The following is a 20,450-nucleotide window of genomic DNA, read 5'->3' as shown; positions in this document are numbered from 1 at the left end:
TGGCTAGCGCAGGGCGCTCTCCACGGCCTGGGCGAGTTCCGCGGCCTGTGTGTCGGGCAGCGGAGCGCCGTCCAGGTCGGTGACGTAGAAGGCGTCCACGGCGTTCGCGCCGAGCGTGCTGACGTGGGCGCTGCGCACCCGTACCCCGGTCGTCTCCAGCGCGCGGCCGATCCGGTGCAGCAGTCCGGGGGCGTCCTGGGCCCGTACCTCGATCACTGTGGCACGCCGGGAGCCGGCCGCGGCCACGGTCACCCTGGGCGGCGGTGCCTGCACGCCGCGGCGGCGCGGATAGGCGGCTTCGCGCTCCGCGAGCCGAGCGGAGATGTCGAGAGAGCCGTCCAGGGCACGCACCAGGTCGTTACGCAGTCGCGCGGCCTGCGGCAGGGAGCCGTACTCGGCCGCCACCCGCCAGCTCACCAGCAGGACCTCACCCTGACCCGTCCCCTCGGACGCCAGAGCCTCGGGCAGCTCCACAGCGCTCAGATCGGCAGCGCGTACGGTCAGCCGGTGCAGCGCGAGCACACCGGCCGCCGCGGGCAGGACGCCGGACTGGTCCGGTACGGCGATCAGCAGCTCGACACCGACGGGTTCCCGGCCGGAGTCCGGATCGCTGTGCGCCTCGGCTTCCGGAAGCTCCTGCTGCGTGGCCGTCCGCGGTTCCGTCCGCGCGTGCAGCGCCACGACAGGCGCGCCGGTGCGTACGGCCTCCAAAGCCAGCCGCTCCTCCTCGGCCGTCGGCTCGCCGAATGTGCTCTGCACCACCGCCGGCTCGCCGGCGAAGACAGCCGTGACGCGTTTCACCAGGTCGTCCACGAGCGAAGCGCGCCAGGCGCTCCAGGCGGCGGGGCCGGTGGCGAGCGCGTCGGCCTCGGTCAGCGCATGCAGCAGTTCGAGGGTGCCGGTGCCGCCGACGGCTTCGGCGACCGACCGGACGGTCGCCGGGTCGTCCAGGTCGCGCCGGGTCGCGGTCTCGACGAGCAGCAGGTGGTGGCGGACGAGCGTGGCGATGACATTCACATCGTCGCGGTCGAAGCCGATCCGGGCGGCCACATCGCGGGCGATGACCTCACCGGCGACCGAGTGGTCACCGGGCCAGCCCTTGCCGATGTCGTGCAGCAGGGCGGCGACCAGCAGCAGGTCGGGGCGGCCGACGCGCCGGGTCAGCGCCGAGGCCCGGACGGCGGTCTCGACGAGGTGCCGGTCGACGGTCCAGCGGTGGACGGCGTTGCGCTGCGGGCGGCAGCGGACGCGCTCCCAGTCCGGCAGCAGCCGCGTGATCAGGCCCTCGGCCTCCAGCGCCTCCCACACCGGCACCGTGGTGCGGCCCGCGCCGAGCAAGGTGACGAGCTCCTCTTGGGCCTCGGCCGGCCACGGCACGGGCAGGGGGCGCGCGGCCACCGCCATGCGCCGCACGGCGTGCAGCGAGAGCGGCAGGCCGGCCTGAGCGGCGGCGGCCGCCGCCCGCAGGGGGAGTACGGGGTCGCGCTCGGGGCGCGCGGTACGGGCGAGCACCACCTCGCCGTCCTGCTCCACGACGCCCTCGGCGAGCGGGGTGCGCTCGGCGCCGTACTCCCCCGGCGTGCGCCCCGGGCGTCCTCCGAGGAGCCCGCGCAGCCGTGGCCGCGTGGCACGTGACCGCAGGACCCGGTGCACCTCTCGCCAGGTGACGTCGGCGGCGTACGACACGGTGCGCGCGGACTCGTACACCTGGCGCAGCAGGGCGTCCGCGTCCAGCAGGCCGAGGTCCTCGGCCACCTGGTCCTGCTCCTGGAGGGCCAGCCGGTCGGTGGCCCGCCCGGTGGCCAGGTGCAGCGCGTCCCGTACGTCGAGCAGCCGGGTGCGCGCCTGCTCCAGGCCCTCGCGGGGCGCGTCCGCGAGCCAGGAGGCAGCGACGGCCCGCAGCGCGGTCAGGTCACGCAGCCCGCCCCGCGCCTCTTTCAGATCCGGCTCCAGCAAGAACTGCAGCTCGCCCTGGCGCTGGGCGCGCTCCTGGCAGAGCTCGTGGAGTTCCGGCAGCCGCCTCGGCGCCTGGTTGCGCCAGTCGGCCAGTACGGCCGTGCGCAGGCTCGCCGTCAGCGTGGCGTCCCCCGCGATGTGCCGGGCGTCCAGCAGCCCGAGCTGCACCTTGAGGTCGTCGCCCGCCGTCTTCCGCGCCTCGGCGGGCGTGCGGACGGAGTGGTCCAAGGCCAGCCCCAGGTCCCAGACCGGGTACCAGACCTGGTCCGCGAGCGAGGCGACCGCCCCGGCGTCGGCCTTGTCGTCGTGCAGGAGCAGCAGGTCGAGGTCGCTGCGCGGGGACAGCTCGCCGCGGCCGTAGCCTCCGACGGCGACGAGGGCGACCCCGGCCGTGCCGGTCGCCTCGGCGGCGCCGCGCAGCAGCGCTGCCAGCCACTCGTCGGTGAGCCGCGCCAGGCCGGCACGGCGCTGCGGCCCGGACTGCGACTCCTCCTGCAGGAGTCGCAGCCGGGCCGCCGCATAGCCCCTGGGCTCCGGGCCGGCCGTGCCGGATGTGTGCTCGACCTCGTCGACCGTGTCCTCGACGCGCTCCGTCACCCGGGCTCCCAGCTTCCTTCTGTGGTCAGAGCGCGTCGGGGCCGCGCTCGCCGGTCCGTACGCGCACGGCCGTCTCGACCGGAACGCTCCACACCTTGCCGTCGCCGATCTTGCCGGTGCGGGCCGCCTTGACGATCACCTCGATCAGCTGCTCCGCGTCCGCGTCCTCGACCAGCACCTCGATCCGGACCTTCGGCACCAGGTCGACGGTGTACTCGGCACCGCGGTACACCTCGGTGTGGCCGCGCTGCCGCCCGTAGCCGCTGGCCTCGGTGACGGTCAGGCCCTGGATGCCGAAGGCCTGCAGGGCCTCCTTGATCTCGTCGAGCCGGTGCGGCTTCACGACCGCCGTGATGAGCTTCATGCGTCCACCTTCTTGTTCTGCACGGTCTGCGGAGCGGCCGCGACCGTCCTCTCGTCCCGGCCGTGGGCCGGGGCCGTACTACGGCCGGCCGACGCGCCCCCCACCGAGCTGAAGTCGTACGCCGTCTCGGCGTGGAAGGCCTGGTCGACGCCCGAAACCTCGTCGTCCTCGCTGGCCCGGAAGCCGATCGTGACGTCAACGAGCCTGGCCAGGATCCAGGAGGCGACGAAGGAGAAGCCCATGACCGAGAAGGCACCGATGGCCTGCTTGGTCAGCTGGTCCAGGCCGCCGACGCCGTTGATGGCGAGGACGCCCACGAGCAGGGTGCCGATGACACCGCCGACGAGGTGGACACCGACCACGTCGAGGGAGTCGTCGTAGCCGAGCTTGTACTTCAGGCCCACCGCCCAGGAGCAGACGACACCGGCGACGACACCGATGAGGATCGCCCCGAGGGCGTTGACCTGCGCACCGGAGGGGGTGATGGCGACCAGGCCGGCGACCGCGCCGGAGGCGGCGCCCAGAGTGGTGAACGCGCCGTGCCGGATCCGCTCGTACGCCAGCCAGCCGAGCATCGCGGCACCGGTGGCGACCTGGGTGTTCATGGCCATGTTGGCGGCGGTGCCGTTGGCGGCGAGGGCAGAACCGGCGTTGAAACCGAACCAGCCGAACCACAGCAGACCGGCGCCCAGCATCACCAGCGGCAGGCTGTGCGGCCGCATCGGGTCCTTCTTGAAGCCGATCCGCTTGCCGACGACCAGGACGGCGGCGAGCCCGCCGATGCCGGCGTTGATGTGCACGGCCGTACCGCCCGCGAAGTCGATCACGCCGAGCTTGAACAGCCAGCCATCGGCCTGCCAGACCCAGTGCGCCACCGGGAAGTACACGACGGAGACCCACAGCGCGATGAACAGGGCCCAGGCGCTGAACTTCACGCGGTCCGCGAGCGCACCGCTCATGAGCGCGGGAGTGATCACCGCGAACATCAGCTGGAAGAGCGCGAACGCGAAGACCGGGATGCCTTCCTTGCCGCCCGTCAGCGTCTCGATGGTGATGCCCTGGAACCCGATGTGATCGAGGTTGCCGAGCAACCCGCCGCCGAGGTCATCGCCGAAGGCCAGCGAGTAGCCGTACAGCACCCACAGGACGCTGACGATGCCGAGGGCGACGAAGGACATCATGAGCATGTTGAGGGCGCTCTTCACCCGCACCATGCCGCCGTAGAAGAAGGCCAGGCCCGGTGTCATGAGCATCACGAGCGCGGCACTGATCAATACGAATGCGGTATCTGCGCCATTCAATTCGACGTCTCCTCGAAAGCGACGGCCCGTGCGGGTAGTGGATGTGGGCCGGTTTTCGCCACGAGATTGACGCAGGGGAGTTTCAGTCGGTGCCGCTCGGTGTTTCACCGCAGTGACGAACGGCCTTCCTGTGTTACGCGCGGATGAACGGCCGGTGGGCCGCGCAGGGCCCGGCTACTCTGCCGTGGACAACGGGGACCGGCCGCGGCGTCCTTCCGGTTGACCGGAGTCGGGGGAGCCGAGTCGGGGCTTGATGGAAGGGCGCCACAGCCGGGGACGGGGGCCGCCCGCAGCGGCGGTGCCGGCACGGGTCAGACGGCGTGCGCGACCTCGGCGGAATCCGGCAGCGACTGGGCCAGTTGATCAGTGAGGTGGACGACCTCCGCCACCCCGCCGAAATCGCGTACGGCAATGTCCACGGTCTTGCGGAGCCGGTTGTTCACCCGCTCCGAGCGCACCCGCTTGGCGACGCCGAGTGCCTGCTCGGCCAGCGCCGCGCACTGCTCGGGCTCCTTCTTGAGCAGATGGACGGTGGCCATGCCGATGAGATTCAGCGCATACGAACGCTGGTGCTCCTCGTCGTGCCCGAAAAGGTCGACGGCCTTGCGCATCACCGGCTCGGCGAGCGAGGCATAGGTCGGGCTGCGCCCGGCCACATAGGCGAGATCCCGGTACGAGTGGGCGTTCTCCCCGTTCAGCTCGGCCTCGGAGAAGAAGCGGATCCAGTCCGGGTCGCCGTCCGAGGCACTGAGCTCGGCGAAGGTCTCCTCGGCCATCCGCGCCGCCCGGTGGCACTTGTTGGGCTGGCCCATGTTGGCGTACGCGCGGGCCTCCATCGCATACAGCATCGCCTGGGTGCGCGGGGTCGAGCAGTCGCGGCCACCGTACTGCGCGAGGTGGATCAGCTCCAGGGCGTCGTCCGGCCGCCCCAGGTGGATCATCTGGCGGCTCATATTGGACAGGATGTACGAGCCGAGCGGCTTGTCACCGGCCTCCTTCGCCGCGTGCAGGGCCAGGACGAAGTACTTCTGCGCGGTGGGCTGGAGACCGACGTCGTAGCTCATCCAGCCGGCCAGCTCGGCGAGCTCTGCGGCGACCCTGAACAGCCGCCTGGTGACCTCCGACGTCTGGTACTCCTGCAACAGGTCGGTGACCTCGTGGAGTTGGCCGACGACCGCCTTGCGGCGCAAGCCGCCACCGCACTGAGCGTCCCACCGCCGGAACATCACGGTGGTGACCTCCAGCTGCTCCAACTCCGGCCCGGAGAGCCGGCTGCCGCGCCGGGAGCGGTCCTGTGGCGGCACCGGAGGGACTTCCAACGAGCCGGCCGCCGGGTTCGGCACCAGCCACCGCTGCATCGGCTCGATGAGGGAGGGGCCGGCGGCGAGGGCCAGCGAGGTACCGAGGAAGCCGCGCCGCGCCAGCATCAGGTCGCTGCGCGAGAACTCGCTGATCAGGGTGACGGTTTGCGGCCCCGCCCAGGGCAGGTCGACGCCGGACACCGACGGTGACTGGTGGGCGGGACGCAGACCGAGCTGCTCGACCGCCACGACACAGCCGAAGCGCTCGGAGAACAGCTCGGAGAGGATGCGCGGGATCGGCTCACGCGGCTGCTCACCGTCGAGCCAGCGGCGCACCCGGGAGGTGTCCGTGCTGATGTGGTGGGCGCCCATCTGGCGAGCGCGCCGGTTCACTTGGCGGGCCAGCTCGCCCTTGGACCAACCGCTGCGCACGAACCACGAACGCAACTCCTCGTTGCGGCGCTTCTCAGCGTTGGTACCACTACCGACGTCGCCGCCCACTGGAACGCCCCCATTCCCGAACTGAATGCCCGCGCGCGAACCGCCTCCAGGATGCCGTCCGTTACGGCTCCTGTCCGGTGAACTGCCGCCCTGCCCGGCCAACAGACGATGCGTCATGCCTCCGGCATACCCATGAGCGGCTACGGCATCCGAGGGTTCGTGCACTGAAAGTAATCCTACGATCACTGCTCCGGCGAGGCCGTGCTGCGAAACGCCACCATTCGCCACCCCTTCGAATGAACTCCTCCACGGCTCTTCGCGATTCACTTGACACGGGACAACGGCCAATGAGCGGAGAGATGCGTACGAGGGCGCACGTGCCACTGCGCGCCACCCGTAGCGCCACACTACGCCACTCGCGTGACTGGGTGGCGACGGACGGTTACGGCCAGACTCCATGACGTAACCATCGGCGAAGCGACCCGTTGGAGGGGGCATGGGCTTCACGATCGGCGGCATCCTCGACATGCGGTCCGGCTCACGGAGGCGCGGCCGTCAGTCCGAGTGCACGGTGGTGGCGGAGTACACGGGCCTGTGGGGCTGGGATGTGGTCCCCGGAGCCCGGGCCAAGCGCGCCGCCGGTGACGGTGGCGCCGTCGGGGAGTGCTCCTGCGGGACGCCCGACTGCCAGGCCCCCGGTGCCCATCCGCTCGACTTCGCGTGCGAGGTGAAGGCCGGGGCCACGCTCGACGAGGTGGCGGCCGCCTGGGCCGAGCTTCCAGGGGCGGCGGTGCTCCTGCCGGTGGGCCGTTCCTTCGATGTGATCGAGGTCGGCGAGAACGCCGGCCGGCACGCTCTCGTCCGGCTGGAGCGGATGGGCGTTCCCCTCGGCCCGGTGGCCGCGGCCCCGAACGCACGCGCGCTGTTCTTCGTCGCCCCGGGAGCCGCCGCCGAGCTTCCCCAGCTGCTGTACCGCATGGGGTGGGACGACGCCGAGCTCGATCTGCGGGGGCTCGGCGACGGTGCGTACATCGCCGCTCCGCCCTCGGATCTGGGCGGCCTCGGGCCGATGCGCTGGCTGCGGCCGCCCACGCTGGAGGCGGCAGGGCGCCCCCCGCAGGCCCGGCTGCTGCTCGGCACCCTCGCGTACGTGTGTCACCGCTCGGCTGTCTGAACGCCCTTCAGCCCCCTCGAGCCTGCCGACGGCACGAGCCCCGCCGCACCGTGCGCGGCGGGGCTGCGTTACGTGGCTACGCCTACTCGCCGATGAGCGCGTCGACGAAGGCCTCCGGCTCGAACGGCGCCAGGTCGTCCGCGCCCTCGCCGAGGCCGACCAGCTTTACCGGCACGCCCAGCTCGCGCTGCACCGAGACGACGATGCCGCCCTTCGCGGTGCCGTCCAGCTTCGTCAGCACGATGCCGGTGATGTCCACGACCTCCGCGAACACCCGCGCCTGGATCAGGCCGTTCTGGCCCGTGGTCGCGTCCAGGACGAGCAGCACCTCGTCCACCGGCCCGTGCTTCTCCACGACCCGCTTGACCTTGCCCAGCTCGTCCATGAGCCCGGCCTTGGTGTGCAGCCGGCCGGCGGTGTCGATGAGGACGACGTCCGCGCCCTCGCTGATGCCCTCCTTGACCGCGTCGTAGGCGACCGACGCCGGGTCGCCTCCCTCCGGCCCGCGGACCGTACGCGCCCCGACCCGGTCGCCCCAGGTCTGCAGCTGGTCCGTGGCGGCGGCGCGGAAGGTGTCGGCCGCGCCGAGCACCACGCTGCGCCCGTCGGCGACGAGCACCCGCGCGAGCTTGCCGGTCGTGGTGGTCTTTCCGGTGCCGTTGACGCCGACGACCATGACGATGCCCGGCACCTCCATGCCGCCGTCGGTCCGCAGGGACCGGTCGAGGTCGGTGCCGACCAGCCGGAGCAGTTCCTCGCGCAGCAGGCCGCGCAGTTCCTCGGGGGTTCGGGTGCCGAGCACCCGGACGCGCTCGCGCAGGCTCTCGACCAGCTCCTGCGTCGGCGCGACGCCGACATCGGCGGTGAGGAGCGTGTCCTCGATCTCCTCCCAGGTCTCGTCGTCGAGGTGCTCCCGGGAGAGCAGGGTGAGCAGCCCCTTGCCCAGGGACGTCTGGGAACGGGAGAGGCGGGCGCGCAGCCGTACGAGGCGGCCGGCCGTCGGCTCGGGAACCTCGATCGCGGGAGCGGGCGGCGGTACGGCGGCCGCCTCGGCAGGCGGAGCTTCGGCGGCCGCCGTCTCGGGCAGGCCGACTTCTTCGATGGTGCGGCGGGCTTCGTCGCTCGGCGCCTCGGCCTCCTCGCCGACGTGCGGCTCGGCGGGCGGAGCGGTGATGGTCGGTGCGCTCGGCGGCTCGGGCGGCAGCTGCTTCTTGCGGCGGCCGCTGACCACGAGGCCGCTGATCGCGGCGACCGCGACCAGGGCGATGACTACAGCAAGGATGACGAATTCCATAACGGACCCAGTATCGGCCACGGGCTCCGGATGGCCAGTGCCTCCCGCCGTGCGCCGCGGTCGCGCCGACTGCGCGGCACGCCGCTGCACGACCCGCTGCGGCCACTGCGGGCCTCTGCGGCGGTATCCCGGTCGGCGCGGGCCGGCGCAGCCCGCGTCCATGCGCGCAAAAGGTACTGCCCCGGCTCGACGGGTGAGCCGGGGCAGTGACCTGCTGCGAGGAGCGGGGCAGCGGGGGGATTAGCCCATCTCCTCCAACGCCTTGCCCTTGGTCTCCGGCACCCACTTGAGGATGAAGGGGATCGAGAGCGCGGCGAAGATCGTGTAGATCAGGTAGGCACCGGAGAGGTTCCAGTCGGACAGACTCGGGAAGGTGACGGTGATCAGCCAGTTGGCGACCCACTGGGCCGAGGCGGCGACGCCCAGACCGGCGGCACGGATCCGGTTGGGGAACATCTCGCCGAGCAGCACCCAGACCACCACGCCCCAGGAGAGGGCGAAGAAGAGCACGAAGGCGTGCGCGGCGAAGAGCGCGACGGTGGCCTGCAGGTCGGGCATCGAGATGTTCTGGCCGGTGCCTGTCTTGGCAGAGAAGGCCCAGGCGGCGAGGCCCAGGGAGACCGCCATGCCGACGGAGCCGATGAGGGCCAGCGGCTTGCGGCCGATGCGGTCGACGAAGATCATCGCGATCACGGTGCCGACGATGTTGATGATCGAGGTGGTGAACGCGTAGAAGAACGAGCTGCTCGGGTCGATGCCGACGGACTGCCACAGCGAGGACGAGTAGTAGAAGATCACGTTGATGCCGACGAGCTGCTGGAAGACCGAGAGGCCGATGCCGACCCAGACGATCGGGAGCAGCCCGAACCGCCCGCCGAGCAGGTCCTTGAAGGCCGACTTGTGCTCGCTGCGCATAGCGGTCTCGATCTCGCTGACGCGGACGTCGAGGTCCACCTTGGGGCCCTCGACGTCGGCGAGGACCTGCTTGGCAGCGTCGACGCGACCGACGGAGATCAGGTAGCGGGGCGACTCGGGGATCAGGTACGACAGCACCCCGTACAGCACGGCGGGGACGACCATGACGCCGAGCATCCACTGCCAGGCCTCGAGCCCGGCCAGCCGCCCGCGCTGGTCGCCGCCGGCGAGTTCGAGGACGCCCCAGTTGACCAGCTGGGAGACGGCGATGCCGATGACGATCGCGGCCTGCTGGAAGGACGCGAGGCGGCCGCGGTACGCGGGCGGGGCGACCTCGGCGATGTAGGCCGGGCCGATGACCGAGGCCATACCGATGGCGACACCGCCCAGTACGCGCCACATGGCGAGGTCCCACAGGGCGAACGGGACCGCCGACCCGACCGCACTGAGCGTGAAGAGCACAGCGGCTATCTGCATGACGCGGATACGGCCGATGCGGTCGGCAAGGCGGCCGGCGGTCGCGGCGCCGACGGCGCAGCCGATCAGAGCGGCGGCGATGACCTGGGCGAGTGCGGAGGAGCCGATCTCGAAACGGCCACGGATGGCTTCGACCGCGCCGTTGATCACGGAACTGTCGTAGCCGAAGAGGAAGCCACCCATCGCGGCGGCGGCCGTAATGAAAATGACGTGGCCGAGGCGCTCCGGACCTGCCTTGCGGCCCTCGGCCGCCGGTGACTGCACGGTGGTGCTCATCGAGTTCTCCTTGGCCCGGCCGCGACGGCGGGCGTTCGGGGGTTGGCGCTTCGCGTAGTCGTACGACGTCAGAGCCGCGATACGTGAAGGTAAAAGCAATGCGCCAGAGCCTATGTCTTCAAATCCCGAAGTCAATAGGGGGTTACGAAGTTGTTTCGCCCAAGTGGATCTCACCTAGAGTTCAAGACTTGAAGTTGCTGAAATGAAGGTGGTCTTAGCGCAGGCGCTGGCTGATGACCTTGGAGACCCCGTCTCCCTGCATGGACACGCCATAGAGGGCGTCCGCGACCTCCATGGTCCGCTTCTGATGGGTGATCACGATCAGCTGCGAGCTCTCCTGGAGCTCCTGCATGATCCGGATCAGCCGCTGAAGGTTGGTGTCGTCCAGCGCCGCCTCGACCTCGTCCATCACATAGAACGGGCTCGGCCGCGCCTTGAAGATCGACACCAGCATGGCCACGGCCGTCAGGGAGCGTTCGCCGCCCGACAGCAGCGACAGACGCTTGACCTTCTTGCCCGGCGGCCGGGCCTCCACGTCGACGCCCGTGGTGAGCATGTTGTCGGGGTCGGTCAGAATCAGCCGCCCCTCGCCGCCCGGGAAGAGCCGGGAGAACACGCCCTCGAACTCGCGGGCCGTGTCCCGGTATGCCTCCGTGAACACCTGCTCCACCCGCTCGTCGACCTCCTTGACGACCCGCAGCAGGTCGGCGCGGGTCTTCTTCAGGTCCTCGAGCTGCTCGGACAGGAACTTGTGGCGCTCCTCCAGTGCCGCGAACTCCTCCAGTGCGAGCGGATTGACCTTGCCGAGCTGCTGGTACGCCCGCTCCGCCGCCTTGAGCCGCTTCTCCTGCTGGGCGCGCACGTACGGCACCGGCTGGTTGCGCGGATGTTCCGGGTCCTCGGGCAGTTCCTCACCCTCGGCGGGCGGGGAGGGCGGTACGAGCTGGTCCGGCCCGTACTCCGCGATCAGCACCGACGGCTCGACGCCGAGCTCCTCCAGCGCCCTGGTCTCCAGCTGCTCGATCCGCAGCCGCTTCTCCGCCCCCAGCACCTCGCCCCGGTGCACCGAGTCCGTGAGCTTGTCCAGCTCGTCCTTCAGCTCCCGCCCGCGGTTGCGTTCGGCGACCAGCTCGGCCTCCCGCTCCCCCTTGGCCAGCTCGGCGGCGGCCCGCTCCTCCTCGGCCCGTACGAGCGACACCTCGACGTGCGCGAGCAGCTGCCGGGCGCCCTCCGCGACAGCCGACGCGACCGCCGCCTCGTGCCGCAGCCGGGCGCGCCGCTGCTCGGCGCGCGCCCGCGCCTCGCGCTCCGCGCGCGCCGCCCGGTCGAGCGAGTCCGCCCGTCCGGCGAGCGCCTTGGCACGCTCCTCGTGCGTACGCAGCTGAAGGCGCGCCTCCATCTCCGTCTGCCGGGCGTTGGCCCCGTCGGCGGCGAGCCGGTCGCGCAGCTGGGTGTCCGGCTCATCGTCAACGGGCGCCTCCTCGGCGACCCGCAGCCGCTCGGCGAGCTCCTCGGCTTCTTCCGTCGCCCGGAGCAGCGCCTCCTGCGCCTTCGCCGCGGCCGCTGTCGTCCGCTCGGCCTCGCCGGCGGCGGCGCGCGCCTGCCCGGCGAGCCGGCCGAGTGACTGGGCGACCGTGGACTTCTCCCGGTCGGCGGCGCTCCGCTGCTTCGCCAGCTCCTCCACGTGCGCCGCGCACGCCCTACGGCGCTCCGCCGCGCGGTGCTGCGCCTCGGCCAGCTCCTCGCACCGTACGGCCAGCTCCTCCAGCTCTGCGGCGGCCTCGTCGACCGAGGCGTGCACCTCCAGCAGGCTCGGCGCGCCGGCGGAGCCGCCGTGAGCGAAGTGCGCGCCCAGCACATCGCCCTCGGCGGTGACGGCGGTGAGCTCAGGGTGCGCGGCGACCAGGTCTTCGGCATCCTCCAAGGTCCCCACGACGACGATGTCGCGCAGGAGCCTGCGTACGGCGGGCATGAGCTCGTCCGGCCCGCTCACAAGCTCGGCGGCGTACGGGTGTCCCCCGGCCGCCGCTCCTGCCCCGGCAGCCCGGGACCGGTCCCCTCCCGCCTGCTGCTGCGACGGCGCGCCACCCACCAGCAGTGCCGCCCGGCCCGCATCCTGCTTGCGCAGCAGGCGCAGCGCGTCGGCCGCGGTGGCGGGCTCGCTGACGGCGATCGCATCCGCGGCGACCCCCAGCGCGGCGGCCACCGGGGCCTCGAAGCCGGGAGCGACCGTGAGGAGTTCGGCCGCGGGGCCGAGCAGGCCGGTGAGCCGGTCGGCGGCCCCGAGCAGGGCACCCGTGCCGTCTTTGCGGCGCAGCCCCAGGGCCAGCGCGTCATGGCGGGCGGAGGTCGCAGCCCGCTTGCGCTCCACAGCGGTGGCGGCCTCCCGCGCGGCGCTCAGTTCACCCTCGGCCTCGGCCAGCTCGCGCTTCGCCTGCTCGAGCCGCTCCGCCAACTCCGCGTCACCCGCGTCGAGTCCGTCGACCTCGGCCTTGAGCTGTTCGTACTCCTCCTGCGCGGTGACGGCGCGCTCCTGCGCCTCGTCACGCGCCTGTGCCAGCCGGTCGATTTCGGCCTGGGCCGAACCGGCCCGGCTGCGGGCCGCATTGACCTGGCCGTGCAGCCGCGCCAGGCTCTCGCGGCGGTCGGCGATCGCGCGCGCGGCGTCCTTCAGCCGCCGCTCCTCGTGCGCCAACTCGCGCTCCAGTTCGGCCCGGTGGGCGACGGTGTCGTCCAGCGCCCGCTGCGCGGCCTCCAGCGCGGCCTCCAGCTCCGCCTCCTGCTCGCGGATACGAGCCGCCTCGCGCTCCATGTCCTCGGGGTCACGGCCGCGTCGATCCTCCGGCGGGGCGGCGGTGGCGCTCTTGACCCGGGCGTCGGCGAGGCTGATCGTGCCGCGTACACGCTCCGCCAGCTGCGACAGCTCGTACCACGTCTGCTGGGCTCGCTGAAGCCGCGGCGTAAGGGCCCGCACCTGCTCCTCCAGCGCGGCCTCGCGCTGCAGGGCTGCCCGCAGCTCTCCCTCCGCGACCTCCTTGCGCTCCTTGAGCGCGGCCTCGTCGGCAACCTCGGCGCGCAGCGCCGCCCGCAGGGTGACCAGGTCGTCGGCGAGGAGCCGCAGCCGCGCGTCGCGCAGATCGGCCTGGATGACGGCGGCCCGCCGGGCCACGGCCGCCTGCCGCCCCAGCGGCTTGAGCTGCCGCCGCAGCTCGTCGGTGAGGTCCTGGACCCGGGCGAGGTTGGCCTGCATCGCGTCCAGCTTCCGCAGCGCCTTCTCCTTGCGCTTGCGGTGCTTGAGGACCCCGGCGGCCTCCTCGATGAAGGCCCGGCGCCCCAGAGGGTCGGCGTGCAGTACGGAGTCCAGCTGGCCCTGGCCGACGATGACGTGCATCTCGCGGCCGATGCCGGAGTCGGACAGCAGTTCCTGGATGTCCAGGAGCCGGCAGGTGTCGCCGTTGAGCTGGTACTCGCTGCCGCCGTTGCGGAACATGGTCCGCGTGATCGTGACCTCGGCGTACTCGATGGGCAGAGCGCCGTCGGAGTTGTCGATGGTCAGGGACACCTCTGCGCGGCCGAGCGGTGGCCGCCCGGTGGTGCCGGCGAAGATGACGTCCTCCATCTTGCCGCCGCGCAGCGACTTGGCACCCTGCTCGCCCATCACCCAGGACAGCGCGTCCACGACATTGGATTTGCCCGAGCCGTTGGGGCCGACGACGCAGGTGATACCGGGCTCGAAGCGCAGCGTCGTCGCCGAGGCGAAGGATTTGAACCCGCGCAGGGTCAGGCTCTTGAGGTGCACGCCGTGGGACTCTACCTCCCGCCCCTCGCCCGCCGCCGCCCTTGGCGCGCGTGACTCCGGCGCGCCGCCCCCTTCTGCCGTTCACCGAGCGTTTCGCACGGGGATACGGAGGGCACATCAGTCGTAAGGGAGGAGAGATCCACGGACCGGGGTGGACGGGCAAGAAAAAGGGACGCCGAGGCGTCCCTTGCAGATTCTCGTAGCGGCTGACGTACAGCCTGACCGCGTGGAGCCGAAGATCGTCCGGCGTGCGAGGTCAGGTGAGCGCAGGCTCCGCCTTGGGTACGTCGATGTCGATGCTTTCGAGAAGCGACTCGTGGTGCGCGGCGGCTGTCAGCGCCTCATTCTCGGCCTGAATCCGTACGAGCTCGGACTCGAGGTCTTGGACACGCTGCTGGAGCCGTCGCATCTCGGCGAGAAGTCGCGGGTCGGAGCCACCGACGTAACCGAGAAGCGCCTTTGCCATGATGGATGGTCCTCCACAATGAGTGACCGACCGAAGCGGTGTGGGTCGTGAGGGAATATCGCACCCGCGGTGTCTGCCATCACCGTTGTTCTCAATGTCAAACAGGGCGGGTGTCGCGGGGATTCCAGCGTCTCACCAAAAAGTTGGACGGTCAACACGATCACACCCCGTATCGTCGGGCGACCTGGGGGCGCGCGGCGCGAGGAATGCGCGGCGCTGCTCTCTCCAGGTGATCCCGCGGGGCGTGGAGATCATCACTGCTGTGCCGCAGCCTTGCACGCCTCCGCGTTCTTGGCAACCACCTGGTCATGCCACGGTCGCGCATGTGACAGCGGCAAAACCCACGGCCCCGCCGGTCACCCGTTCGCGCGGCCCGGGCGTTCCCCCGTTCAGCGGATGGCGAAGCTGTCGTACCCGCCCCGTGGTGTGTTCCAGATCTCCGTCACACCATCAACCCGCCCGGGCGTGTCGCCGTGGCACAGCCACTCCAGCAGTCGCTCGCAGTTGCGCCGGGGCCCCTCGGCGACCACCTGAACCCGCCCGTCGTCCAGGTTCGAGGCGAAGCCGGACAGCCCGCCGATCTGCAGTGCGTTTGCTCTTGTGAACCATCGAAAGCCGACGCCCTGCACTCGGCCGCGCACCCAGGCGGTCAGCCGGACGATCTCGTTCATGTGTGCACGTTAACTGGCCAATTGCTCAAGCATCACTCCGGCCCCATGCGTTATGGCGTACAGTCCCAGTCACAGAGCAACCTCACCCTTCCGAGTGAGGCGCGTTGAGCATGTGGAGGATCACAGCGATGGGCCGCCACCGACGCTCTTCCCCCCAGCCACTGCCGGCCTGGGCGTCCACGGGCAGGCACAAGGCCCCGCGCCGCAAGGCGCCACCCGTCCGGACGGGTTTGCTGGGCGCGTCGGCCGCCATGGCGTTCGGAGCGGTCGCGATGGCCTCCGGGCTGCTCCCCGGCGGCGGCGGCAACTTCGACCTCTCCCCGGGCGCCGGTTCCGGCGGCCCGGCCAAGGCCGCCGACCTGCCGGACCTGCAGCCGCAGGGCACGCCCTCGACGACCCCGGCAGGCAGCGGCTCACCGTCCGTCGGCGGAAATACGGAGCCTCCGCACTCCCCCACCGCCCTCCCCTCCCAGCGCTCCGCCACACCGTCGGCAGAGCCCTCGGCGCCTGCGGGCGGCCAGAGCACACCACCTCCCTCCCGTACGGCCGGCCCGGCGCCGCAGAAGCCGGCGCCGACCACCAAGGCGCCCAAGGCCCCCAAGGCCCCCAAGGCTCCCGCGGACGCGGAGACCGCCGCCGGGGACAAGGTGCTCGCCCTGGTCAACAAGGAGCGGAAGAAGGCGGGCTGCGGCCCTGTGACCCGCGATACGGAACTGTCCGGCCTCGCGGAGGACTTCAGCCAGGACATGGCGGAGCGGGGCTTCTTCAGCCACATCACCCCGGACGGCGCCACCCCCTGGGAGCGCGCCTCGGACCGGGGCATCAGCGGCCTCGCGGCGGAGAACATCGCCCGCGGGCAGGGCAGCCCGGCGCAGGTGATGGACACCTGGATGAGCAGTCCGGGCCACCGGGCCAACATCCTCAACTGCGACTACAGGACCATGGGGATCGGTGTGCACTTCGGCCAGGGCGGCCCCTGGTGGACGGAGGACTTCGGTTTCTGAGCCGGTTCCTCAAGCCCGCTCCAGACCGGCCGCCGGCTGCTCCAGGGCGGCCGCGGGCTGCGTCGCCACAGAGCCGTCCGCCCGGGGACGGCGGCGGGGCACCGAGGCCCGCCACAGCCGCGCGCAGGACACCAGTGTCGCCGCCAGCAGCAGCAGGTTCCGCAGCACCACGACCCCGGTGCCCTGCCAGGAACTGTTGAGCACCGCCCCGAAGAACAGCGGATAGTCGACCGTGGTCACCGCGGCCGCGAGCAGCAGCAGACCCGCGACCGGCCGCTGGGTCGTCCGTCTGGCGGTCAGGCACACCGCCGCCAGCCCGATCAGCCAGACCAGGTACTGCGGGCTGATCACCCGGCTGGTGGTGGTGAACAGCAATACCGCGGCGAGCGCGGCGTCGTACGGGGTGGCCTCGGTCCAGCGGCGGGCGCGCAGCCGCCACAGCAGCAGCCAGGCGAAGGCCACGCCGGTGAGCAGCAGTGATCCCCTCGCCACCGAGGAGACGTACGGGCCGACGAACTCCAGTGAGCCGTACTGGAACTTGATCTCCCCCGGCCAGCCGAGCAGTCGCGCCACATGCAGCAAGGCGCCGCCCATCGACTCGATCTCCACTCCACGGCCGCGCTGCGCGAGGAGGAAGTCGAACGCACCTCGGAAGGCCGTGGCCAGCAGCACGAGGAGGGCTCCGGCGGCAGCGGCCATCGCAAGCCAGGACTGCCGGGTGGTCCGGCCGCGCGCGGAGCCCAGCAGGGTCAGAACCGGCCACACCTTGATCACCGCGGCGAGGCCGGCCAGCGCGCCGCCGAGGCGGGGACGCTCGGAGAGCGCGAGCAGGGCGATCACCGCAAGGGCGGTGACAAGCACGTCGTAGCGGGCGTACGGCAGGCTCAGCAGCAGCGGCAGGCCGAGCGCCCAGACCCAGGCGCCCGCCAGAGAGCGGTTCAGGCGTCCGTACGCGGCCCGGGCCAGGGCCACCAGCGTCACGGCGTCGGCGACCAGCAGGAGCAGTACGAAGCCCTGCAGATAGGTGAGGAGGGGCACCAGGCCGGGGGCCATCATCACCAGCGCCGCGCCGGGCGGGTACTGCCAGGTGACATCGCCGACCGGGAAGCTGCCGTCGCGCAGCTGCCCGTCCCACCGGCTGTAGAGCACATGGACCTCGCGGGCGATGTCGCCGTGGCCCTGGCGGAGCAGCGCGAGCATCACCAGCCGGGAGGCCACCCAGTGGACGGCGAGCAGCAGCAACTCGCGGGGCCAGGTCCGCGGCCGGGACCAGTACACGCGGGCACTGAGCACTCCCGTGACGGAGGCCGGTGCCGGGCTCTCCGCACTCGCCGGCGGCGTCGGCGGCACGACGCTGTCCGCCGTCATCGGCTGCTCAAGACCGGCCACCGTGGGCGCCTCCGTCACCATCGCCTCCGCATATACACACAAGGAGTCCCCTAACGGACAAACCTCGACGAATATATGCAATTACGACCGGTGTGTGGCTTACCCGCGCCGGGCCGCGTTCAGCGAGCGGCCAGGACGCGGCGCGCCGGAGGACGCTGGCAGCGCGGGCAGTAGTAGCTGGACCGGTTCATCCAGGGGCGACGCCTGATCGAGGTACCGCAGCGACGGCAGGGTTCGTCCGCACGGCCATAGACGTCCAGGGACCGCTCGAAGTACCCGGACTCGCCGTTCACATTGACGTAGAGGCTGTCGAAGCTGGTGCCGCCGACGGCGAGCGCGGCGGCCATGACCTCGCGTATGTGCTCGAGAAGTTCGGCGCTGCGGGCGCGCGTGAGGGTCGCCGTCGGCCGGTCGTAGTGCAGTCTCGAGCGCCACAGCGCCTCGTCGGCGTAGATGTTGCCGACCCCGCTGATGAGCGTCTGGTCGAGCAGCGCTCGCTTGACGGTCGTACGCCGGCGGCGCAGCGCCGCGTGGAAGGCCGCCTCGTCGAAGTGCGGGTCCAGGGGGTCGCGGGCGATGTGCGCGATGGCGTCCGGAAGGCCGTCCTTGTCACCGGGCGCGTGGTCGTGCAGCGACAGCCCTCCGAAGGTCCGCTGGTCGACGAAGCGCAGCTCGGTGTGGCCGGCCGGGCCGTCAGCTGATGTCAACGTGTCGGTGAAGCGGACACGGATCCGCAGGTGCGGCTCGTCGGGAGCGTCGTGCCGCTGGACGAGCAGCTGACCGCTCATGCCGAGGTGGCCCAGCAGCGAGATCCCGTCCGGAGCGGGGAGCCCGGGCGTGGCGGCCGCGAGGACCGTAGACGCCGACCCGGTCGGACTCTCCAGCGGCAGCCAGAGGTACTTGCCGCGGCGGCAGGCGGGGCCAAAGCGACGGCCGATGAGCCGGTCGGCGAAGTCGGTGGCTCCGGCCACGTGGCGGCGGACCGCGCGAGTGTGCAGGACCTGGACCTCGGCGACGGTACGGCCGCTGACCCAGCGCTCGAGACCGCGCCGTACGACCTCGACCTCGGGCAGTTCTGGCACGGGCTCCTCCGGAAGGGTTCGGTGTGCTGGGCGCGCGGGCACCGCCCTTCGGCTCTCGCGCTCAGCGCGGGTTCATTGTCCCGCCGCACCGCCCCTTCGCAGGGGCGGGCCCGGATAAGGAAACACGCCGCAGGTGCGAACCTGCGGCGCAGGGGCGCACGCACGGGCGCCGGACTACGGTGTCGCGCGCCCGGCGCCGCGCGGCTACTGGGGCGCGCGCTCGGCGGACGCGCTGTCCGTCGTTGCGGACGCGCCGCCGGCCGCCTCATCGGCGGCCGCTGTTTCCGCCGTGGTCGCGGCAGCCGCGTCGGCGGCTGAGCGGATCGCACGCCAGGCGGCCTCCGCCGCCTGCTGCTCGGCTTCCTTCTTGCTGCGGCCGGTGCCGGTGCCGTACGCGACACCACCGACGCGGGCGGCAGCCGTGAAGGTCTTCTCGTGGTCCGGTCCGGTCTCGGTGACCAGATACTCGGGCACGCCCAGCCCTTCGGTCGCGGTCAACTCCTGGAGGCTGGTCTTCCAGTCCAGGCCGGCACCGAGGTTCGAGGACTTCTCGATCAGCGGGTCGAAGAGCCGGTGCACCAGTTCCGCGGCCGCCTCGAGACCCTTGTCGATGTAGACAGCGCCGATCACCGCTTCCAGGGTGTCGGCCAGGATCGATGCCTTGTCCCGGCCGCCCGTGCCCTCTTCGCCCCGGCCGAGCCGGATGAAAGCGCCGAGGTCGAGGCTGCGGCCGACCTCCGCCAGCGCGCGCGAGTTGACCACCGCGGCCCGCAGCTTGGCCAGTTGGCCCTCGGGCAGGTCGGGGTGGGTGCGGTACAGCGTGTCGGTGACCACCAGACCGAGCACGGAGTCCCCGAGGAACTCCAGGCGCTCGTTCGTGGGCAGCCCGCCGTTCTCGTACGCGTAGGAGCGGTGGGTCAGCGCACGCACCAGAAGGGCGGACTCGAGCTGGTACCCGAGCCGCCCTTCCAGGAGCGTGTGGGACGAGGCCTTGTCCGCCTGCGCCGACTTCTTCGGCGTGCTGGCGTCTGACATGGAGCCTCTCACCCGCCGATCAGACCTCGAGGACCTGGCGGCGGTTGTAGGTGCCGCAGCTCGGGCACGCGATGTGCTGCTGCTTGGGCTCGTGGCAGCGCTCGCACGCCACCAGGGTGGGGACCGCAGCCTTCCACTGCGACCGGCGGTGACGCGTGTTGCTGCGCGACATCTTCCGCTTCGGAACGGCCACGGCTACTTCTCCTGCTTCTCGTCGACGCCCACTTCGGCGCCGCTCACGTTGTCCTTCTCGCCGCCCTTGAGTGAATCGGCGAGTCCCTGCAGTGCCGCCCAACGGGTGTCGACGGCTTCGTGGTGGTGGTCCGGGTCGTCCGCGAGCCGCGCCCCGCACTCGGAGCACAGTCCGGGGCAGTCCTCCCGGCACACCGGCTGCAGCGGCAGCGACAGCACCACCGCGTCGCGCAGCACGGGCTCGAGGTCGAACAGGCCGTCGTCCTCGAGGAAGAGCATGTCCTCGTCCTCGGCGTCGTCGCCGGACTCCGCGTGACGGCTCCGGTCATCGGCGTCGGGGTAGGAGAACATCTCCTGGAAGTCCGCTTCGAGCTCGCGCTCCAGCGGCTCCAGACACCTTACGCACTCACCTGTCAGCGGCGCACGGGCGGTGCCTGTGACGAGCACCCCTTCCATGACCGACTCCAGGCGGAGTTCCAGCTCCACGGTCGCGCCCGCGGACACCCCGATGACCTCGATGCCGAGGTGGTCGGGCGCCGGGACGACGCGGGAAAGCCGCTGCAGCGCACCAGGACGCCGACCCAGCTCGTGCGTGTCGAACACGAGCGGGTTGCGGTGGTCGAGGCGGGCGTTCAGGGCTTCCTGCTTTCTACGCTGCGGTACGGGCCGCCCGGCATCGAGAGGAAGCGGGCAGCCACGATCGCGGACGTACGCGC

At 71.6% G+C, this 20,450-nt stretch carries 16 protein-coding genes; 2 read left to right on the top strand and 14 right to left on the bottom strand.

What is annotated here, in order from left to right:
* Window positions 1-3: 3 nt before the first annotated feature.
* The 4 genes from ACY34J_RS23405 to nsdA form a co-directional block, all read right to left on the bottom strand.
* Complete coding sequence (locus ACY34J_RS23405; protein WP_462728580.1) at window positions 4-2,463, bottom strand: [protein-PII] uridylyltransferase; 2,460 nt, start codon at window positions 2,461-2,463, stop codon at window positions 4-6.
* A gap of 115 nt (window positions 2,464-2,578) precedes the next feature.
* Window positions 2,579-2,917: a P-II family nitrogen regulator gene (locus ACY34J_RS23400; RefSeq protein ID WP_462728576.1), complete on the bottom strand. Its 339-nt coding sequence runs from the start codon at window positions 2,915-2,917 to the stop codon at window positions 2,579-2,581.
* A complete protein-coding gene (locus tag ACY34J_RS23395) occupies window positions 2,914-4,218 on the bottom strand; it encodes an ammonium transporter (RefSeq protein WP_462728575.1) in 1,305 nt (434 codons plus the stop codon). Before ACY34J_RS23395 ends, ACY34J_RS23400 begins: the two co-directional genes overlap by 4 nt.
* Before the next feature lie 311 nt (window positions 4,219-4,529).
* Window positions 4,530-6,020 carry a transcriptional repressor NsdA gene (gene nsdA / locus ACY34J_RS23390; RefSeq protein WP_462728574.1) on the bottom strand — a complete coding sequence of 497 codons (1,491 nt, stop codon included), beginning with the start codon at window positions 6,018-6,020 and terminating at the stop codon, window positions 4,530-4,532.
* A gap of 436 nt (window positions 6,021-6,456) precedes the next feature.
* On the opposite strand from nsdA, the gene ACY34J_RS23385 reads away from it, so the two are divergent.
* Window positions 6,457-7,134, top strand: coding sequence for a bifunctional DNA primase/polymerase (locus ACY34J_RS23385; protein WP_462728573.1), 678 nt, complete (start codon window positions 6,457-6,459; stop codon window positions 7,132-7,134).
* 82 nt (window positions 7,135-7,216) lie between these two features.
* Here ACY34J_RS23385 and ftsY read toward each other — a convergent pair whose 3' ends face one another.
* The 5 genes from ftsY to ACY34J_RS23360 all read right to left on the bottom strand — a co-directional run bounded on the left by ftsY (window position 7,217) and on the right by ACY34J_RS23360 (window position 15,032).
* A complete protein-coding gene (gene ftsY / locus ACY34J_RS23380; RefSeq protein ID WP_462728572.1) occupies window positions 7,217-8,428 on the bottom strand; it encodes a signal recognition particle-docking protein FtsY in 1,212 nt (403 codons plus the stop codon).
* A 240-nt stretch (window positions 8,429-8,668) separates the two neighbouring features.
* Window positions 8,669-10,096 (bottom strand): sugar porter family MFS transporter, encoded by a 1,428-nt coding sequence (locus ACY34J_RS23375; RefSeq protein WP_462728571.1) that lies wholly within the window; start codon window positions 10,094-10,096, stop codon window positions 8,669-8,671.
* Between the two features lie 214 nt (window positions 10,097-10,310).
* Window positions 10,311-13,895 (bottom strand): chromosome segregation protein SMC, encoded by a 3,585-nt coding sequence (gene smc / locus ACY34J_RS23370; protein WP_462728570.1) that lies wholly within the window; start codon window positions 13,893-13,895, stop codon window positions 10,311-10,313.
* A gap of 256 nt (window positions 13,896-14,151) precedes the next feature.
* On the bottom strand, window positions 14,152-14,361 hold the full coding sequence (locus ACY34J_RS23365; RefSeq protein WP_462728569.1) for a hypothetical protein: 210 nt from the start codon (window positions 14,359-14,361) through the stop codon (window positions 14,152-14,154).
* Between the two features lie 389 nt (window positions 14,362-14,750).
* A complete protein-coding gene (locus ACY34J_RS23360; RefSeq protein WP_462728568.1) occupies window positions 14,751-15,032 on the bottom strand; it encodes an acylphosphatase in 282 nt (93 codons plus the stop codon).
* Window positions 15,033-15,160: 128 nt separating this feature from the next.
* On the opposite strand from ACY34J_RS23360, the gene ACY34J_RS23355 reads away from it, so the two are divergent.
* Window positions 15,161-16,036 (top strand): CAP domain-containing protein, encoded by an 876-nt coding sequence (locus ACY34J_RS23355; protein ID WP_462728567.1) that lies wholly within the window; start codon window positions 15,161-15,163, stop codon window positions 16,034-16,036.
* Between the two features lie 9 nt (window positions 16,037-16,045).
* Here ACY34J_RS23355 and ACY34J_RS23350 read toward each other — a convergent pair whose 3' ends face one another.
* The 5 genes from ACY34J_RS23350 to ACY34J_RS23330 form a co-directional block, all read right to left on the bottom strand.
* Entirely contained in the window at window positions 16,046-17,446 is a 1,401-nt protein-coding gene (locus tag ACY34J_RS23350) for a glycosyltransferase 87 family protein (protein WP_462728566.1), read from the bottom strand.
* Window positions 17,447-17,544: 98 nt separating this feature from the next.
* Window positions 17,545-18,507, bottom strand: coding sequence for a bifunctional DNA-formamidopyrimidine glycosylase/DNA-(apurinic or apyrimidinic site) lyase (gene mutM, locus ACY34J_RS23345; RefSeq protein WP_462728565.1), 963 nt, complete (start codon window positions 18,505-18,507; stop codon window positions 17,545-17,547).
* Window positions 18,508-18,711: 204 nt separating this feature from the next.
* Window positions 18,712-19,542, bottom strand: a complete 831-nt coding sequence (rnc, locus tag ACY34J_RS23340; protein WP_462728564.1) for a ribonuclease III — start codon at window positions 19,540-19,542, stop codon at window positions 18,712-18,714.
* A gap of 19 nt (window positions 19,543-19,561) precedes the next feature.
* A complete protein-coding gene (rpmF, locus tag ACY34J_RS23335) occupies window positions 19,562-19,735 on the bottom strand; it encodes a 50S ribosomal protein L32 (protein ID WP_009714764.1) in 174 nt (57 codons plus the stop codon).
* A 2-nt stretch (window positions 19,736-19,737) separates the two neighbouring features.
* Window positions 19,738-20,370: a YceD family protein gene (locus tag ACY34J_RS23330; RefSeq protein ID WP_462728579.1), complete on the bottom strand. Its 633-nt coding sequence runs from the start codon at window positions 20,368-20,370 to the stop codon at window positions 19,738-19,740.
* Window positions 20,371-20,450: the final 80 nt, after the last annotated feature.

It is taken from the genome of Streptomyces sp. HSS9-12 (assembly GCF_054963655.1).
Note: the sequence above shows the minus strand (reverse complement) of the source record. Positions and strands in the feature narration are given on the sequence as shown.

Coding starts and splice junctions, on each gene's coding strand:
- ACY34J_RS23350 (WP_462728566.1), bottom strand. CDS start 17,446: ATGGTGACGGAGGCGCCCACGGTGGCCGGTCTTGAGCAGCCGATGACG.
- rnc (WP_462728564.1), bottom strand. CDS start 19,542: ATGTCAGACGCCAGCACGCCGAAGAAGTCGGCGCAGGCGGACAAGGCC.
- ACY34J_RS23400 (WP_462728576.1), bottom strand. CDS start 2,917: ATGAAGCTCATCACGGCGGTCGTGAAGCCGCACCGGCTCGACGAGATC.
- ACY34J_RS23365 (WP_462728569.1), bottom strand. CDS start 14,361: ATGGCAAAGGCGCTTCTCGGTTACGTCGGTGGCTCCGACCCGCGACTT.
- ACY34J_RS23360 (WP_462728568.1), bottom strand. CDS start 15,032: ATGAACGAGATCGTCCGGCTGACCGCCTGGGTGCGCGGCCGAGTGCAG.
- ACY34J_RS23355 (WP_462728567.1), top strand. CDS start 15,161: ATGGGCCGCCACCGACGCTCTTCCCCCCAGCCACTGCCGGCCTGGGCG.
- ACY34J_RS23385 (WP_462728573.1), top strand. CDS start 6,457: ATGGGCTTCACGATCGGCGGCATCCTCGACATGCGGTCCGGCTCACGG.
- ACY34J_RS23375 (WP_462728571.1), bottom strand. CDS start 10,096: ATGAGCACCACCGTGCAGTCACCGGCGGCCGAGGGCCGCAAGGCAGGT.
- ftsY (WP_462728572.1), bottom strand. CDS start 8,428: ATGGAATTCGTCATCCTTGCTGTAGTCATCGCCCTGGTCGCGGTCGCC.